Raw genomic sequence first — 17,698 nt, 5'->3', positions numbered from 1 at the left:
CATGAGCAGGTGACGCATACGATTGGACCGCGGACCGCATTATCCGTTCTAAAATCGCCGCACATGATTTTCAATGCGACGCTTTGCAGATGGAAATAGGCGGGCTCGCCTCGGGGTTTGGAAGTCGACAAACCTCAAACCGCGAGAAACCCGCATGACCCAGATACCGCGAATGAGCCGTCCGGAGCGACGGCAGTTGATCAGCTTGGATGATGAAGTGCGATCTGAGCACGGCGACGCGTTTGCACTCGGCGGCTTGCTCATACCAATTCACGGCGTCATCAAAAATCCGTTTTCACCCGGTCGCCCGGCTCGCACTGGAGCGAAACAGTTCGAAGGTGGCCGAGGAGCTCGACATCGCGCGGTCGACAGTCATACGAACCGCGGGCAGTTTTGCGAAAGAAGATGTTGCTGGACTTTTGACAAGCGACGCACACAACGGTGCAGCGGGGTAAGGGTGTGCCGAAGCTCCGGCAGGCATGTCATCCCCAGGTGCTCCGGAATTGATGGTCGCGCGCCTCCCTTGAGTAGGCGGGGAGTCAACCATCAATAGATACACAATGATACAAAATGAGAAGGGCGCCGAGTAGTGCGTTCAGTATGCTGACAACGGCTGTCGTTCCAGTCCATATTAGCAAGATTCATTCAAGCGGGCCGTGCAACCCAGGCTGAGGTCATGTCGAGCGATGCCCGCGCCGTCCCGTCCGATGACACACACAATTTCGATTCTTCCCTCCTTCGAAACCATGATGTCGATGTTACCGATTACTCCAACTATTCTCACACTAACGCCAAGGTACGTCATTTTCGCTCCCATTCCCAAGCACGACTTGCAGCGTAGCGCTCCCGGTATTGTTCGCTGCACGGCCACGTACGACACGACGAATCTTCTCCCCGTTTCAGGGGGACTCTTCGACGAGTCGATCTTCGGGGCCGTGGATTTCGCTGCCAATAGATACGATGATCCAAATGTCATCGTTCGTGGCGACCGGCTAACTCGATTCGGCAGGATTGTGCTCGCGGAGCCCACGGCTCATCCTCTCCTCGCTGGGGTGCTCCTCACGGACTTGCCCGTGCTGCCAGCAGGTTTACGTCCAGTGATCGTGCAAGACGGAGAACCGCGGATGACGGATCTCAATCGGTTATATATCGAGGTGCTTTGTCACAACAATCGAATCATACAGTACCGCAAACTCGCCATTCCGTCCGCACTTGAAGCGCTTTTGGCTGAGCAAGCGCATCTAACCAAGGCAATCTCAGCACTAATGAATAATGAAGCGCTCGAAGATCCAGTTCGCAACTCGTCAGGGGAGGTCCTTCAATCGTTAGTGGGGTCCCTTGGTTCAAGCCCTGCGGCAGTAGGCGCGTTGCTCGATGAACACGTTTCTCGCGGTGGGAATCTGCATGGACGTCTTCCCGTGCAAATTCATCGCATCGTAGCAACCCTTTGGGCTCTCGGTATCATCGTCATGCCTAAAGCACTTGATCGAGACGCGCTGTAAACGGTAAACGGATCTGTGGCCGCGTGGCCATTGCGCCTTTCAGGTGTCGCTACGATCCTGGTCGTCATTTGGAAGTTCCACTGCGGAGCGCCACGGGTCACGTTCATGCCCATTGCGTCCAGGAACTTAGCCAGGTACCCGCTGCGTGAAGCCCCGTTCTTCCGTGCGGCCATGGGAGCGCTCACCCTGGTGGTATGACCGAGACGGAGAAGAAGTGGCACGATCGGGTAGCCGCCTGGAGAGCCAGTGGTAAGAGCTGCGAGGAATTCGCGCAGGGACAGGGATATGCAGCGATAACGTTACAGCAATGGCGATTCCGACTCCGCAAGAAGGAGCGAGATGCAAAGACCGAAACGGTGGCATTGGCACGCGTGGTCCGTTCCGATGCCTCTGCCGCGCCAGCCATGGCGGTTGACTTAGGAGGTGTGCGCATCGAAATTCGACCGGGGTTTGATCGTACGCTGTTGCGCGAGCTCGTCGCGGCTCTGATGGAGGCACGATGATCCCGCACGGTATGCAGATCTTTTTGGCCGTGGCGCCCATCGATCTGCGTTGGGGATTCGATCGTTTGGCAGGCATCGCCAAGGATCGCGTGGGTTACGATCCTCGCGGCGGAGCGATGTTCATCTTCTTTGGCAAACGACGCACGACCCTGAAGGTGATTTTCTACGATGGGACGGGACTTTGCATTTTTATGAAAAGGCTTGACAAAGGGGGCTTTCGCGTTCCCGCACCTATCCAGCCGGATGCGGCGAGCATCGAGATGACGGACGCGGAGCTCGAGGCGTTGCTCGACGCGATCGACATCGATGCGTCGCCTCCGAGGCGCGAAAAGAAGCCCTCCTTGCATTGATACAAAGGTACGTCCGGCCCGCCGGGGTTGGAGGCAAGATGGGGTCGACAATCGCGATCGCCCCCACTACATAGATCTTGTGGTCGGCGTGACGGCGAGCAGCGAGGTAACCCAGGACGAGTCGCTTGCGGCGCGCGTTCGGGAGCTTGAAGCGAAGCTCGCCGGTGTGATGCGCGAGCGCGACGAAATCGACCGCGAAAGGGACAAGCTACGCAGCGCCTACCATGCCTTGGTGGCCGAGCTCGAGCGCCTCCGGCGCCGGATCTTCATCGCGAAGGCCGAGCGCGTCGATGCGCACCAACTGGAAATGGAGTTCGCGCACAAGCGAAAGGAGCTCCAAAAGCTCACGGAGCTTCTTTCGGGTGCGTCCGACATTCTCGCCCGGACGGACCAAGATGAGCTCACGCCACCGGCATCGGCGGGTGCTACCCCGAAATCGAAAGGCAGGGGAAGAGGCCGGCGAAACCTGTGCGAACTCGACATGGCCGAAGAGCGTTGCGAAGTGCATGACCCGGGACTCCAGGGCAATGCCGAGATCATTGGCCTCGACGAGAGTGTGCAAATCGGATATCGCAAGGGCACTTTCGTGCGATTCATCATTGCGCGCGAAATACAAGCGAATCGATGACGCTGGAAACGAGAGCGTTCCTGTCGTCGAGTCCCCGAAAACGCTCTTTCCCAAGAGCATGGCGGCGCCGACGTTGATGGCGCACGTGATTTGCGAAAGGGCGCTCAAGGCGGTGCCATTCTGCCGCCAAGAAGAGGCTTTTGGGCCGAGGGGGCTTTCCACTCGACCGAGGCACCATGTCACGCTGGAACGAAGACGTCGGCATGACGCTCGGGCCTATTGTGGAGGCTGCGCTGCGCGAGGCGATGAGCACGGCGTTTTGTCTGGCCACCGACGCGACGGGGATTGCCATCCAACCGGGTCGACGCAATGGCGGACCTAGAAGGCCTTGCGACAAGGGCCACTTCTTCGTCATCCTCGCCGACCGCGATCACGTCTTCTTCGAGTACCAGCGCAAGCACAACAGCGATGCCGTTGGCTCGATGTTCTACGGCTTTTCCGGGTACATCCAGGCCGATGCCCATTGCGTGTACGATGCACTTTTTCGCGGCGAATTCCGATCGAGTGACGACGACGAGCCACCGAAGGAGGTTGGGTGCGCTGCCCACGCCCGCCGCAAATTCCATGAGGCGGCGGCCGCGAAGGACCCGGTCGCGCGTGAAGCACTTTTTCGACTCCGCATGCTTTTCGAGAATGAAGAGGCGTGGCGCAGACTGCCACCGGAGAAGCGAAAGCTTCTCCGGCTCCAAAAGAGCAAACCTCTGCTGGACGACTTTTTCTCGTGGGGCGAGGAGCAATACGCGCTCGTTAAAGATCAGCGCGGCTTGTTGCGCACGGCGTTGGGCTACGCCCTTCGTCATCGGGAAGCTCTCTGCCGATTTCTCGAGGATGGTCGGCTGCGCATGGAGAACAACGCCAGTGAGCGCGCCCTCCGGACCATCGCGCTCGGAAGGGCCAATTGGCTCTTCTGCGGCAGCGACGACCATGCGCAAGCGATGGCGAACATCTTTTCCCTGCTCGCCTCCTGCAAACTGCATGGTCTCGACCCCGAGCAGTACCTCACGGACATGATCCGCGTCTTCGCCCACTGGCCCCGCGACCGCTACCTCGAACTCGCCCCCAAGTATTGGACCGCGACGCGCGGCCGCCTCAACGCCGACCAACTTGCTCGTCCCGTTGGCTTCCTCACTGTCCCGCCTCCTGCCGCGGAATAACAGCCGGCGAATCTCCCTCGCTTCCACCCGCTCAACTTCGCACACAGGCCCGAGCGCTGGAAGAACGGTGCTTCACGCAGCGGATACCGACGGAGCGCTCGACGTCACCTGGAGCGGCACCAATACTATGATGTGCTGATCAGCCCCACCCTCTGCCCCTGAGTCACGGCGCGCGGTCGGCGATAGTCCCAAACGGCCAAAAGTAGTTCGACGAGGATTGCGCTTTGAAGTGTCGGAGGTCGTGGCTATGGAGGAGCCGCATTCAGGGCGAGCGGGTCTCGCATCACGTGCTGCATGGAGATCAATTCGTTTGCGTGGCCATAGTTGCCTTGTCTTCACACCTCATCACCAATCGGCGCACCAATGCAATATTGTCACTTGCCATGACGGCACCTCCTTGGGCGTCAAGGACAGAGCGAAGAAGAGCTTCGAATCGAGAGTGTTGAGCCATCGACGTCAGCGACTCCGCGATTTGCGCGCGGGTGCACGGTCGTCGGTTTAACGTCATCGGACATGGGAATTTGCGGAACGAGCCGATTCACGACCCTTGGCGTAGTGCCCACGGATCGATGATGGCTTCGTCCCAGTGCTCGTCTGGAATCCCGACGACGGCCACCTCGGCGACGAGCCGTGCGCCGTTGCGATTACGCGCTCGACCTCGGCAACATAGACATTGAAGCCGCCGCTCTGTGGGACTCACGGAGGCATCACCCGTTGGGCAACTTTCCTCACGTACCTACTGGTCGGAATCAACGCGAAGGCCAGCGCGATGACGAAGCCCGTTACGGCGAACACGTTCACCGGCACGACGCGGAAGCGGACCCACTCGTGGCCGTAGTAGTACAACCACGAGGTGCCAGCCATCATGCCAAGTCCAAGGGCTCTCGTTCGCCAGGCCTCCCGCTGCGCTTTCCTTCGTTCGGCTCGAATGCCGGCCAAGAAGGACGCCACGATCGAGGGAACGGCAAAGAGGGCGATGGCAATGCGCGTCCAAGCTCGAGATTTGCGCACGTCGGGCTCGAAGTAGGCGAGATGGCCTTCTGTCACGTTCCACCCACGCACGACCGCCTTGCCGTGGAGATCGAACGGCGGGTCTAAAAAGATACCTTCCACGGCGGAGGAACTGGCGGGACATTCCTCAAGGTGCGCCATCGCGGCTACTTGGCCATTCCCGTCCACGAGCGCCACCGCGCGTCCAAAACGCCAGGTGAATGACTTGCTACAATCGGACGTTGCATTGGTGAGACGAGCGTAGACCTCGCCGTCTTTGGATGCCTTGACGGCTTCCGAGAGCGACATTTCGTACGGTGCACGTCGTTCGACCTGTTGAACGAGGCGGAACGCCGTCGCGGCCCACCACAAGAGTCCGACGATGGCGCAAGCACCAACTGGGCCCGAAAATCGGGGCCGAATCATGATCGTGAAAAGGTATCCCGAGAGCCTCATTTGGCGCCCTGCAGAGCGGCTGCACGTTGCCGGTTCTTGGAGAAGACTTGCAAATGCATATCGGAAGGAACCATGAGCGCAGAAATAGTCGCACAGATTTCGGCTCCGGCGATTTGTATTGAATGGCGCTGGCGTGTCGTCTCGACAGTTTCTCTGTCCTTGCCTTCGGTCACATTCCGATGCGCGCCGCAGAGGTCGCCGGAGCCCCGTCGCGCGCCCGACCAACGTACGAGGCATTCGACGATGGGCTGGAATGCGCTATTTCGAAAATACGGCCAGCACGGGCAACGCAGAATCATGGGATCATCGCCCTGGCGACGTCCTCGATCGATAGCGACTTGCCATACCGGCCTCCCCGACGACCAGAGCGAATTGACGACCTGGCTCGCCTCATCGATGCATTGTTGTCCACGCGCGCCCGTTCAACCGCACGCAGGGCCAAGAAGTAAGACCTCCTACCTATCCCGTCGAAAACTGCGTTCCCCCCTTGTCGTTGCTGTGACGGCGCGTTCGAACCACTCTTGGAAGACGTCCAAGTCATATCGTTGGTTGAGATTTCCACACGAAACGCGCCCCATCCAATGAAACGATTTGATAGAGTCCATCTCGCGTCGTGATAATTGAACGGATAGTCCTATGCAACACAGCTACTTCGTTGCCGTGGCGGAAGAACGCAGCTTCTCCCGGGGCGCTCGCCAACGCGAGTTCTCGCTCGAAAAGCACATCGGATAAGCGTCCGTAGGTCCGGGCGGCCCTAAGCGCGCGGCCGGCGCGGTAAGGCGTCGAGAAAGGCACGCACGGTAGGCCGCTTGTCGTCTGCACGCCAGACGGCCGATAGGCGCATGGCCGTGTCGAACCCGGTCAAGGGGCGGGTGACGATGCCGTCTGGCACCTGGCGGAGCACGTACGACGCGACCACGTAGAGTCCAACCCCCTCGACGACGAGATCGAGTCCGATTTGCGGCTGCGTCGTCGTATAGGCGATCCGCGGTTCAACGCCGGCGCGAACGAACTGTGCGATGAGCCAATCGTAGATGGGCGGATTGACCTGCCGATCCGAAAATACCAACGGCGCATCGCGTAACGCTTCGACGGGCACTGTATCGTGACGGCGAAGCGGGTGGCGTGCGGGCATGGCAACCAACCATTTCCCCTCCAGCAAAGGGCGCAGCGCAAGCGTAGGGTGTTCGACCGGCGACGTGGTCAAGCCGATGTCGAGCGTCCCTTCGACGAGCCCGGCGACGACTTCGCGCGAGTACAGATTGCGCGTCTCCACGATGACCTCTGGAACCGCTTCGCGTAAAGCGCGCAGTGTGGCGGCCAGGAAGGGGGGATTGACGTATTCGAGAAAGCCGATGCGCAAACGGGGGCGCACGGTCTGCCCCGCGCGCCGCGTGGCTTCCAGAGCATCGCACCACCGCGCCATCAGCGCTTCCCCGTGCTCTGCGAGAACGCGCCCGGAGTCGGTCAGCGCCACGCTCGGGGTGCGCCCGACCAAGCGCGTGCCGAGTTCGCGTTCCATCTGTCGAAGCTGCTGGCTTAGCGCCGGCTGCGTGATGCCGACGCGCCGTGCGGCGCGCCCGAAGTGCAGCTCGGCAGCAATTGCGAGAAACGAGCGCAAATGTCGAATTTCCATGCCAATAAGCACTGCTTATCACAAGCATGTGCGATTGATTGGACCATCGGACTTGGAAGCAGCACTTTGCGGACATGCAAGGTTCTCTCAGCGAAGACCTGGCCCTCAGCCAGGACGCAAAGCATTCCAACCGATCGTCGCGGCGCACGGTTCTCTTACTCGCCATCGCATGCGGCGTCGGCGCGGCGAATCTCTACTATGCGCAGCCGCTCGCGGCATCGATGGCACTCGAGTTCCACGTAGCACCGGCTCGCGTCGCAACGACGCTCTCTCTAACGCAACTCGGTTACGCCTTCGGTATGGTGTTCCTGGTGCCATTGGGCGACGGGCGTGAGCGTCGGCATCTCATCGTTCGGACTGCACTGGTCGCATCGCTCGCATTGATGTTCATCGCGGCCGCACCCACCATTCAATGGCTCACGGCCGCGAGCCTGCTCGTCGGCTTTGCGAGCTCGATCCCGCAAATGATGATTCCGTTCGCCGTCGGGTTGGTGCGTCCGCCGGAGCGGCCGGCTGCAGTGGCGGTGACGATGAGCGGGCTCCTGTCGGGCATCCTGCTGTCGCGCACCGTAAGCGGCATCGTTGGCGGATGGCTTGGATGGCGCGCGACATTCTGGGGTGCGGCCCTGGTCATGGCGGCGCTCACTGCAGTGCTGCGTTTCGCGCTCCCACGTCAGGAGCCGGAAGGGCGGCCACTTCCGTACGCCGCCTTGCTCCGTTCGATGGCGGACCTCGTGCGAACGGAGCCCGCCTTACGCACGCGCACAGCAATCGGCGCTCTAGGTTTTGCAGCATTCAGTACGTTCTGGTCTACCATCGCGTTTCACCTCGCGAGCCCCGGGCTCGGTTACGGAAGTGCGACCGCCGGACTACTCGGCGCGGTGGGGATCGTCGGCGTGATGGTGGCACCAGTGGTGGGGCGGTTCGCGTCGCGCTTGGGCCCCACACGAATCAATCGATTCGCCCTCGCCGTAGCCGTTACGGCCTTCGCCCTATTCTGCGCGGCCGCGCGATCGCTGGCAAGCATCGTCATCGGCGTGGTGTTACTCGACGCCGGCATTCAAGCGAGCCATCTCGCGAATCAAATGGTTATTTACGGGCTCCGACCCGAACAGCGAAACAGGCTGAATGCGGTCTACATGGTCGCGTACTTTGCGGGCGGCGCGCTCGGAACCGGAGTTGGCGGACTGGCCTGGTCGTTGGCCGGATGGAACGGCGTGTGCGCCGCTGGTGCGGGGTTCCTATTGATGTCCTTCCCGCTTCTGCGCGGGAACGGACATGAGACCCGCTCCAACGACGAGGCGCAACGGATCGTCGGAGGCGAATGACCAGTGAATCGTTACGGTCGTCGTGCTGAACGGCATCCATACCGGGGGAAGCGCAAGGTGAAGTCGTCCCAAGGCATCGGCCTGAAGACGCGCCGATTACTGCCGTTCGCACCGGTCACAGTCACGGTCCATGTCGAGGCAGCGGGATAGAACGCGGCATCACGACCGTGGCCGTGCCCGCACGGGCCGCCTTGGCATGGGCGATACCAAGGTTGCGCGGCCTGCACGCTCCGCGGATGGACCTCGTACGCTGGGTGTTGAAGGCGTGCGAAAGTGCTACGCCGTCGCCTCGGCCTCAACGCCGTGAACGCTCACGAAAAGCACCGGGGGCCATGCCTGCCCACGACCGAAAAGCGCGAGGGAAGGCTTCGTCGGACGCATAACCAACTGTACTGGCAATGGCCTTTATGCTTTCCTCCGTCGATTGGAGAAGTCGCGCCGCGCTTCGCATGCGCCACGCCGCCACATAAGCCAACGGCGTCTCGCCCACGACCTTGCGGAAGGTGCTCGCGAACGTCGAACGAGACATCGCCGCCTCGTCGGCCAGCAACTCGAGTGTCCACTGGCGCGCCGGATCTCGATGGACGTTCGCCATCGTCCTCGCGATGGTCGGGTGGCTGATCCCCCGAAGCCATCCGACGGATCGAACGTCGCCGCCGGCGCAGGCACGCACGGCCTGCAAAAAGAGAACCTCGGCGAGTCGAGTCAGAATGAGCGACGCACCGGGTTCCTGGTTGACGGCCTCGGATACGAGAGCTGAGAGCAGGTATCGGCTCGCTTGCGAGAGGTCTTCGTTTTTCAGGCCCACCATAGTGGGCAGCGCACTATCGAAAAGCGCACGAACCGAGGCGTCGAGCTCGAGACCCCCGCAGATTACCTTGGTGCGGGCTCCCCTGCCGTCATCAGGGGAGATGGGCGCCGGATCGGCAGCCTGCGCGCGAAAACCGCTCGAAGGACACGGAGCGCGTGTCCAACGAGTCTTTGAGCTCATGCGGGACACCCGCGCGAACGAGCGCGATGCTTCCCGCCGAGAGCGCGATACAACCACATGCTCCATTTTCGACGAGGATCGCGCTTCCTTCGAGGAGGACGTAACAACCGTAGACGCCGAGGCCTTCGGTGCTCACGCCCCACGGCGAGGTGAGCTCGGTCGCGCCGAAAATGCTCGCGCGGAGTCTCAGCGTTGAGAGGAGCGAGCTAAGCGGGTCCTCGGACGATGCATCAACCATTGCGGACCAATAGTAGCAGAACGTCTGCGAGCCTGGCATCGAGTGCAGGACTCCACGAGGTGGCGACGTTGCGAGAGGTTCAAGGAAAGGCATTTGTCTTCGTTGGCGGGACGAGCGGCATTGGCCGCGCACCTGCGCTGGAGATGGCGCGCGGCCAGGCCGATTTGCTGGTATTGGGGCGCAACTCTGCGCGAGGTGAGGCCACGGCGAAGCTGCTTCGAGAGGCCGGCGCGGGTGACGCGCAGTGGGCGCGCGCCGACCTCTCGTCAATCGCAGGCATCGACAACGCAGCCCGAAAAATCCTTCGGGTGGCGCAGCAGACTCCACGACCTGGTACACTCGGCGATGAACGTGAACGTGCGCGAACGGCGTCGCCGCACCACGGTGGACGGTTACGAGCATGCCTTCGGCCTTCAGTACCTTGCCCGACTCGGACTCAATCTAAAACTCGCCGACGCGGTCGCGTCCTCTGGGGATGGACGTATCCTTCATATCAGTGCCAAGCCACCCGCTGCGCTAGTCCCGAATCTCGATGATCTGCAGTTCGAGCGGCGTGGGTGGAGGCTCTTCGGTTCGCTCATGTCTTCGCAGGTGCTCGGATTCCTCCACGTCCAGGAAGCGGCCCGAAGGCGGCACGAGCGACCCATCCACATTGCCATCGCCTGCGTCGGCCCGACGATGACCGAAGCGATTCGCCGCGAGGCGTGGTGGGTCCGTGCTCTCTATACGGTCATTGCGACGACTCCGGAGCGCTCGGCGGCGAACGCCGTTCGGTTCCTGCTCGAGGACAATGTACGCCCCGCGAGCGGCGCGGCCTTCTTGAATCCGAGGCGCTACCAGCGGTCCCCGATTGCATACGACGCGGTCCTCGCCGCGAATGTATGGAATCTCACGGAGGACCTGCTCGGTATGGCAAAAGCGAAGAGCACTTCCGGGCTTCGGTAGGTACTCGATGCCTTGGGGAAAGCCGTTTCTTGGCGCACCAAAAGTCATTCGTCTACGGCATGTTACGCGGAGGACCTGTATGCAGAGCCATTCGTTCTTGCCCATTTCACTTGGTGCAAGTCTGTTGGCTGTTTGATTGGCGGCTCTGATACCCGCGAACGCGCGGACACGAACGCTACCACCGCGCTGGCCATCGATGAGGAAGGCGCTTCGCCCTCTGCGCGCAAACGCGGCGGGTTCTCGCGCAGATGACGCGGCCGAGAAACGCTCGTTGATCCACGGCGACGGATTCTCTGGCCAGGAGGCACGGATGGTTGGGTGGCCGGCGTACTGCGCCTGGGAATTCCGGCGACCACCTACGTCGGTGCGGGCGCGGGCGTCACGGACGTGTGCCTTCGCGACGGGTTGCGTAAATGGAATCCGATCATTCCGCCCGGCCCCGACACGGAACTTCCTGCGCCAATTGCACGTGCTGAGAGTTGGAGCAAGATCGTGGCAAGTAAAGGCGGAAAGCTGCTCGGCCGTGAGACTCGTGACAAGGGCTACCGCGGTCGAAGTTCCCCAAGTCTATCTCGGCATGCCTGGGGCTTCCTCCTCGGTACGTCAACCGCCCAAGTGGGCTGCATGGATTCGAAAGGGTCGAACTTGGAGCAGGCGAGATGCGCGCGGTGAGCATCGAACTCGACGAGAGAGCTTCTTTTCTATTGGGACGTCGAAAGGAGAGCTTGGGTCGTGGCACCTGGTCTCTACGAAGTGATGGGTGGGGGCTTCGTCGAACGGACGTGGCCCTTCGGACGCGTCTTTGGCGTGACAGTGCGCGGCTAGACACAACGTCGCTCGTCCATACGAACCGTGCTCACTGACGTGTTCGCTTCTTCGATATCCTTTCCGGGGGGCGCTCGCATGTTCAACCAGAGCGTCCACCACGGCCTGCGCTTGGGCGGAAAGACTCGGGTGGACCGGCGTCGCGAGCGACAGGGTCCACGTGATCGGTTTGGTCAAAGGGATTGTCCGAATGTCTCGATGCTTGGCCGCGCTAGCCGGAATGAGCGCAGAGGCCATGCCGTGGCTCACGAGTCCGATGGCGGTCGCGTAATCGGAAACTTCGAACGGCACACGTCGATGGACCCCGGCCATCTCAAAGGCGCGATCCGTCGATGCTCGTACCCCCAGCCGGGTGCGAAGTTCACGAAAATCTGTTCCGCGAGCTCGCGAAGCTCGACCCTCTTGCGAGAGGCGAGTGCGTGGTTCCGGTGACAGACGAAGAGCAGCGGCTCCGTGGTGAGAGCATGCAGAGTGATGGCTGCGGTAGACCCGTTTGCCTGGGGCGATGTTGAAACCAACGCCAAATCGATATCTCCAGACGCCACGGCGGCGAGATGTCCTTCCGTTCCGGTGGAGACCTGACGTAGGCAAATGACGATCTTCGGATGCGCCGCATGGACGCCCGCGAGAACCGCGGGAAGATCGAGAGGTCCCGAGGATTGCAGCGAACCGACGATGACGCTTCCCCCGAGTTCGCCGGATGCCGTCGCCACGGATTCACGTGCACGGCGGGCGGCACCAAGAGTTGCCTTTGCCTCCGGAAGAAGAGCGGCCCCAGCAGGGGTGAGGGCGACATCTCTGGTGCTACGGTCGAAAAGCTTTACCTCGAGTTCTTGCTCGAGTCGGCTCACGGCTGCGGATACCGCTGATTGAACCACGTGTTCGCGGCGCGCGCCGCGGGAGAAGCTGCGTTCTTCCGCCACGGCGATGAAGTAGGTGAGCTGTCGTAGATCCATGGTGATAATTATCGCGGATATAAATGGATTATATGAGATAGATTCATTGGAGGCGATAGGTTTGTCGTGCAAGTCCCAGTTCAACGATATGTCGCTCATAAGTGCTCCCACTTCCGTTTTGCCTGCGATGATCGAGTCAATGGCGGATACACCCAATGCGCGCCTTCGTATGGCGATGGTCGCGCTCACGCGCCATTCGCATACTATGATCCAAGAACTGAAGCTGACCGAGCGTGAATTCGAATGCGTCCTCGAATTCATCGTTGCCAAGGTCGCCATCCTTATCACCCTGCACATCTGCACTTCATGATCAGCAAACCCGGGTACAGAGTGCACATCGCGCAGTTCTTCACGGACGACGCTGCCAGATGCGCGCGTGACCCGACATTTGGCGTCACGCGCCGGCTGCCCGCTAAAATCAGGGAGCAGAATCCTCGAACAAGATCACGCTGCGATCCGGAGAGCAGCCTGAATACCAGTGGCATGTCGCCAGGCATAGTTGTTGACGTATTGTCGGGCATTGTGGAGGAGCTCCTCATGGTCTTGCAACGATGATTTCGGGTGACGTTGGCATGGAGGTCCTGCCATACGCGTTCGATTCGGTTGGCGTCGGGGCAATACGGCGGCAGGAAGTGCAGGACGATACGGCCGCCGAGCGCTTCGAGTGCGCGCTTCGTCTTGCGAGCGGAATGGATGCCGTAGTTGTCGACGATGAGGTGAATCCGGCGGACATGGCGTCCGTAGCTCCTGGCAAGGAGCCACAGGAGCACGCAGAAGAGGTCAGTATTCTTCCGTGCAGCGCCGGTGGTGTGCAGCTTGCCTGTTCGGACATCGAGCGCACCGGCGATGTAGAACTTCTCGTTCTTGCCGGGCGTCACGATACGACGTTGGTGACCGGGCAGCATCCAGTCGCGTCCGATCTTCGGATTGAGGTGAATGTCGACCTCGTCGGAATAGAGGACCGGTTCCTGGGCGCTGGCACGTCCCTCGAGCGCGCGAATCTGCTGCAAAACAGCCGCTCGCGCATCACGTGGCCATGGGCAGAGCACGACGGGCTTCGGCAACCCAAGCCGTGCGCCGAGTCGCGCGAGAGCGCGACCCATCGTGCAGACAGCCACCGTCGCCCAACCATCCCCGCGCATCTGCAGACACAACAGCTCGCGCGTCCAAGTGGGGCCGGCTCCAGCCAAAATCTTCCGGCGTGTGGCGAAGCAGCTCGGCGACGTGAGCGCGAAACGCGCCATCTACCTTTCGCCGATCGTTGTTCCGTCGCTTGTCGAACAGGCCTTCCACTCCTTCGTCGGCGAAGCGGTTCGCGGTCCGCACGACCGTCGACCGAACGACATCCAGCGCTTCGGCAACCGCCGGGCTTCGGTCACCTCGTCCGAGCCGCGCAACGATGTGAAATCGCAGCGCCGTCGCGGGATCCGCGCTCCCACGACCGGTTCGAATCAATTGTCTCCGCATGTTCCGGCTCATTCGAGGTATCTTGTCCACTCGCGGGTCCTTCCTTTTTGGGGGTGTGGCAATTCCCAAACGGGTTCAGGACCCTGCGTATTTTCATCTATTCTCGATTCTGATCGAGCTTCCCGCTCGGTGATTTTAGATGGTTTACGTGCCGAATTTTCTCGTTGAAGAACACAGGGGAGATCCTGTTTCTTCGTCATGAGCCCCCTGCGGCGATTACTCTGGACGTATCCGTTCGGCATACCGAGCCCGTCTAGGATTGCAAGCGCATGCCGGATCCCGTATCTGCGCGCGATCGTGTTCTCGGCTCACGCGCTCCTCGCGCGGGGTGCGCAGGCGGGGCCCGTTTCGTGACTCTACCGCGGCGACCGGTCAGGTCGCGTCGCTGGGCATGAGCGTGGTACGGACGGTGAAGCCACTTCCGAAGCGCTCCTTCCACCGATGTGGGAGCAGCTCGGCGACTCGGTCCTTCGGGTGCTCTTGAAGGCGAATCAGAATGTCCGCGAGGTAGACCTCCGGATTGATGTCGTGCCGTTCGCACGTTGCGATCAACGAAAAGAGCGTCATGTAGCGGCGACCGGCTTGCTCGTCGCCGAAGAAAAGTGATTTTTTTTCGAATTAGAGCGACGATTCGCAATACCGATTCGGACGCGTTGTTGTGAATGGGAATCTGGGCATCGTTGAGGAATGCCGTCAATCTGCCCCATTGATTTTTCATGTATCGAAGATGCCTCGCCCATTGGGCTCTTCGGCTCGAACAACGGCGCCATCTTTTCGCGCCATTCGCGCAGGCGTTCCATCGCCGACGCCGCTTTCGAATAACGCAACCTCAAATGCTCCTTCGTTCCCACGATATTCAATTTTTGGACTTCGCGCTCGACGAGGAACACCTCGAGTATGATATCCAATCTCTCGCGCGCTTCTGGCGCGCTCGGAAGAGCGTCGAAGAGATATCGCCGCGCGTGACTCATGCCCCCAGAGCGTTCACGCCCATCCCCGTCCGTCACGATATTGTAGCCCGTGTAGCCATCGATGGTGAGCGTGCCCCTGCTTCCCCCAAGTACCTTTTTCGGCGTGTCACCGCTGCGCGAGGAACTGAAAACGTAAACCGTGTGGAGCTTTGAAAGGAAGGTCCACACGAAGGATCGTTCGACACGGGTCTGCGTACGAAAACTCGTCTCGTCGCCTGCACGTGCGGATCGCATCGCACTTCACCGAGTGCGGCTTCCCAAAGAGGCTTGCAGACGTCCGCTGCAAGCAATACCAAATCATTCATCGTGCTTCGCGAAATTGGAATGCCACTCCGGCGCATCGATTTTTCGATTCGGTAAATCGGAATCGCTGCCGCGCACTTGTCGACGGCGAGCTTGGCCAGAAAAGCCGGCCCGTAGGTGCATCCTTCCTGGACACGTGTCGGTGCTGGGCCTTCGCACGTAGTGGAGTTTGCATGGACATCGGCCCACTTCCACGATGTGGATGCGCCGTTCGATGCGTCGAGATCGTGTCAACGGTATGGACGTTTGGCTTCCGCATCGTTGCGACCGCCCCTCTCGAAGCTCTGTTTTTTTCGTCGCGAAGATTCCAAGTCGCTGACTGAGGGCCGGCGCAGTGAACATCCCCACGGGAACGAAGACATGCGGCAATCCTGCGTGTCCAACTTGCGCATTTGCCGCGGCCGTTCTCGACGCATGCCGCAACGTCGTATTAAAAAGCGCACTCGTTTCCGGGTCGAGCGCTTCAGCGCCGTGCAAGTCTTTCGCGATTCCAAGTTCCTTCTGAAACTCTTCGAAGATGAATGTAAAAGCAGTTTCATGATGTCGAATCGAGCACTACTCGACAATATGTCTCGTCCGCTATGTCCTCGGTGAGATGCATTCGTTATTGCGCCTGTCGTCCATATAAAGAACAAAATTCGTTTGATTGAGGCGCACTCAATGAAACGCATTAACCTACAAAGATCTTTGAACGAATGTCACGCGCCTTCCGAAGCAGGACCCAAGGTGGCGAAATCTTACTTGCCCTTGTCCCGACCATGTGTAGCGCAGGCTCTTCATTGCACAAGCACGGGGCCGCCAGTTCGTAGGGGCATCTCGTGCCAGGATTTGGAAAGCCACTGCAGGCGCCATTCTATATGGGTGAAGAAATACTTCGCTGGTCTGCAGGAGACGCGCGGATTGCTAACGAGCGCTTTCGGCTACGACCGTTCGTCAGGAAGGTGCGCTCCGACGATTTCTCAACGACGGACGACTGCGTCTTGAGCGCAATGCGGGCGGAGCGGGCCCTCCAACCATTGCGACGGGGAGGTGCTCGGGGGTGTTTTTCAGGTCCGATGCTCACGCTCACGCCCGCGGCAACGTGTTCTCACTCGTGCCTTCCTACCCGTTGCACGGCCTCGATTCCGAGACGTGCCTGACGGAGATCATGCGCATCCTGCCGCACGGGCCGCGCAAGCGGTACGGTTGCTTGCGCCTTGCGCCTAAGTACTGGCTTCGCTGCCGCTCGCGAGTCTCGGACGAGGAGCCGCAGGCCCGGCGTTCCAGCTGTTCGAGGCACATGGCATAAACTGTCCTATATTCTTTGGCATCCCGTGTCCTTGTAGAGTGGACACGTTGAGCTATAGTTTGTCATCGAAGGTCCACGGCGCGCAGAGGCGCGACACGGAGGCTGTCGTAAACACGAACAAAATTACGTTCCGCGATGGGCAACGAATCGTGCGTTCGCCATAGTGCTACATGGCGTTTGCTTTTATAAACAGCCATCCGATTGGTATTCGGTGGCATCCTGGTGAAACGAACCGGTCGCGCGGGCGTTTGCTGGTCTGTTGCGGAGTTGATCACCGCGAGCCAAATTTTCTCTCAATGATGCTACTGATAGCGAAAGAACCCTACTGTCGAGTAGTGACATGCATTAACATAAACAAACGCTTCTCCTCGTCCATTGGAGGTGACCTCGAATGGAACCGTCGGGAAGGTCACTGATCTTAGTTTCGTAGATAGATGTCCAAGTAGGAATTTTATTTAAAGCTAGCTTGTATTCGGCACGCGTTTTTTTTGTTTTTTTTGGAGCGTACTCTCATGCATATATTCAAAAGCGTCTTGTTGATGGGTTCGATGGCTTTCGTGGGCATTTTTGGCTGTGCGAATGATCCTGCTGAGCAGCAAGCACGGGGCGAAGTCACATCGATCGATTCATCTCTGCAAGACGTTGTGGCCACATACTTCCGTTTCGACGTCCTCGGCGACAATCCGAGCGAATATGCACCACGTTCGTTCGTTGCAGCGCGCGAGTTTGCGAATGAGGATCAGTTTGGCCGTTGGCACATTGAAGCTTCAAGTCGAATGGAAGACGAGCAAGCAAATCAATATGCGACGATTTCCACCACGCGAACCATTGGGACCTTTCACTGCGATGCGAAGCATGTCGTGGCGGTCGCCGTTTGGTACGGATGGAACGGCGTGCGCCATATTTCGGCGACTAGAAATATGGATTGTGAAATCACGGTCACCGGCATCGACCCCGCTTCCGGTCTAGTCGAAGGAACTGCTCACGGCACTCTGCAATTCCAAGGGCAGTCGATGCCATTCTCGGTCGAATTTGCTGTTCACGACTTTTCCGTTCCACCCGCCGGGTAACCCGCAAACGCGCCCAGTTCGACACAAACATTTTTTACGAGCTCGAACAGAGCCCTAAAGGTGCCGTGGCGCAATGCGGGGCTGCCTCCTGCGCAGA

General features: G+C 60.0%; 15 protein-coding genes and 1 pseudogene. 8 read left to right on the top strand and 8 right to left on the bottom strand.

Annotated elements, in window-relative coordinates:
- Positions 1–755 precede the first annotated feature (755 nt).
- From LVJ94_17335 to LVJ94_17320, 4 genes are all read left to right on the top strand, one after another.
- On the top strand, positions 756–1,502 hold the full coding sequence (locus tag LVJ94_17335) for a hypothetical protein (protein WXB10730.1): 747 nt from the start codon (positions 756–758) through the stop codon (positions 1,500–1,502).
- A 499-nt stretch (positions 1,503–2,001) separates the two neighbouring features.
- Positions 2,002–2,355 carry an IS66 family insertion sequence element accessory protein TnpB gene (gene tnpB, locus LVJ94_17330; GenBank protein ID WXB08983.1) on the top strand — a complete coding sequence of 118 codons (354 nt, stop codon included), beginning with the start codon at positions 2,002–2,004 and terminating at the stop codon, positions 2,353–2,355.
- 88 nt (positions 2,356–2,443) lie between these two features.
- A complete protein-coding gene (locus tag LVJ94_17325) occupies positions 2,444–2,983 on the top strand; it encodes a hypothetical protein (GenBank protein ID WXB08982.1) in 540 nt (179 codons plus the stop codon).
- Between the two features lie 176 nt (positions 2,984–3,159).
- The gene (locus LVJ94_17320; protein ID WXB08981.1) at positions 3,160–4,137 is read left to right on the top strand and encodes an IS66 family transposase; all 978 of its coding nucleotides are present in this window, start codon (positions 3,160–3,162) and stop codon (positions 4,135–4,137) included.
- Positions 4,138–4,833: 696 nt separating this feature from the next.
- On the opposite strand, the gene LVJ94_17315 is transcribed toward LVJ94_17320, so the two are convergent.
- Both LVJ94_17315 and LVJ94_17310 read right to left on the bottom strand, forming a co-directional pair.
- Positions 4,834–5,184 (bottom strand): hypothetical protein, encoded by a 351-nt coding sequence (locus LVJ94_17315; protein WXB08980.1) that lies wholly within the window; start codon positions 5,182–5,184, stop codon positions 4,834–4,836.
- Positions 5,185–6,337: 1,153 nt separating this feature from the next.
- Positions 6,338–7,219 carry a LysR family transcriptional regulator gene (locus tag LVJ94_17310; GenBank protein ID WXB08979.1) on the bottom strand — a complete coding sequence of 294 codons (882 nt, stop codon included), beginning with the start codon at positions 7,217–7,219 and terminating at the stop codon, positions 6,338–6,340.
- Between the two features lie 74 nt (positions 7,220–7,293).
- On the opposite strand from LVJ94_17310, the gene LVJ94_17305 reads away from it, so the two are divergent.
- Entirely contained in the window at positions 7,294–8,547 is a 1,254-nt protein-coding gene (locus LVJ94_17305) for an MFS transporter (protein ID WXB08978.1), read from the top strand.
- 295 nt (positions 8,548–8,842) lie between these two features.
- On the opposite strand, the gene LVJ94_17300 is transcribed toward LVJ94_17305, so the two are convergent.
- Positions 8,843–9,076 (bottom strand): helix-turn-helix transcriptional regulator, encoded by a 234-nt coding sequence (locus tag LVJ94_17300; protein ID WXB10729.1) that lies wholly within the window; start codon positions 9,074–9,076, stop codon positions 8,843–8,845.
- A 192-nt stretch (positions 9,077–9,268) separates the two neighbouring features.
- Positions 9,269–9,776, bottom strand: a pseudogene (locus tag LVJ94_17295) (cupin domain-containing protein).
- 357 nt (positions 9,777–10,133) lie between these two features.
- Here LVJ94_17295 and LVJ94_17290 point away from each other — a divergent pair.
- A complete protein-coding gene (locus LVJ94_17290; GenBank protein ID WXB08977.1) occupies positions 10,134–10,721 on the top strand; it encodes a hypothetical protein in 588 nt (195 codons plus the stop codon).
- Between the two features lie 1,070 nt (positions 10,722–11,791).
- Here the strand turns inward: LVJ94_17290 and LVJ94_17285 are convergent.
- Positions 11,792–12,691, bottom strand: a complete 900-nt coding sequence (locus LVJ94_17285) for a LysR family transcriptional regulator (protein ID WXB08976.1) — start codon at positions 12,689–12,691, stop codon at positions 11,792–11,794.
- 95 nt (positions 12,692–12,786) lie between these two features.
- Positions 12,787–13,746, bottom strand: a complete 960-nt coding sequence (locus tag LVJ94_17280; protein WXB08975.1) for an IS630 family transposase — start codon at positions 13,744–13,746, stop codon at positions 12,787–12,789.
- Between LVJ94_17280 and LVJ94_17275 the strand changes: the two genes are divergently transcribed.
- Complete coding sequence (locus LVJ94_17275) at positions 13,727–14,137, top strand: hypothetical protein (protein ID WXB08974.1); 411 nt, start codon at positions 13,727–13,729, stop codon at positions 14,135–14,137. The two genes, LVJ94_17280 and LVJ94_17275, sit on opposite strands and share 20 nt — an antisense overlap.
- A gap of 204 nt (positions 14,138–14,341) precedes the next feature.
- On the opposite strand, the gene LVJ94_17270 is transcribed toward LVJ94_17275, so the two are convergent.
- Positions 14,342–14,536 (bottom strand): transposase domain-containing protein, encoded by a 195-nt coding sequence (locus LVJ94_17270; protein WXB08973.1) that lies wholly within the window; start codon positions 14,534–14,536, stop codon positions 14,342–14,344.
- Positions 14,533–15,174 carry an IS66 family transposase gene (locus LVJ94_17265; protein ID WXB08972.1) on the bottom strand — a complete coding sequence of 214 codons (642 nt, stop codon included), beginning with the start codon at positions 15,172–15,174 and terminating at the stop codon, positions 14,533–14,535. Before LVJ94_17265 ends, LVJ94_17270 begins: the two co-directional genes overlap by 4 nt.
- Before the next feature lie 1,869 nt (positions 15,175–17,043).
- On the opposite strand from LVJ94_17265, the gene LVJ94_17260 reads away from it, so the two are divergent.
- Positions 17,044–17,601: a hypothetical protein gene (locus LVJ94_17260; protein WXB08971.1), complete on the top strand. Its 558-nt coding sequence runs from the start codon at positions 17,044–17,046 to the stop codon at positions 17,599–17,601.
- The last annotated feature ends 97 nt before the right edge of the window (positions 17,602–17,698 follow it).

The sequence above is a fragment of the Sorangiineae bacterium MSr11367 genome (assembly GCA_037157805.1).
In the GTDB taxonomy this organism is placed as follows: domain Bacteria; phylum Myxococcota_A; class Polyangia; order Polyangiales; family Polyangiaceae; genus Pendulispora; species Pendulispora rubella.
The sequence above is the reverse complement of the archived record's forward strand: the minus strand, read 5'-3'. Positions and strand labels throughout refer to the sequence as shown.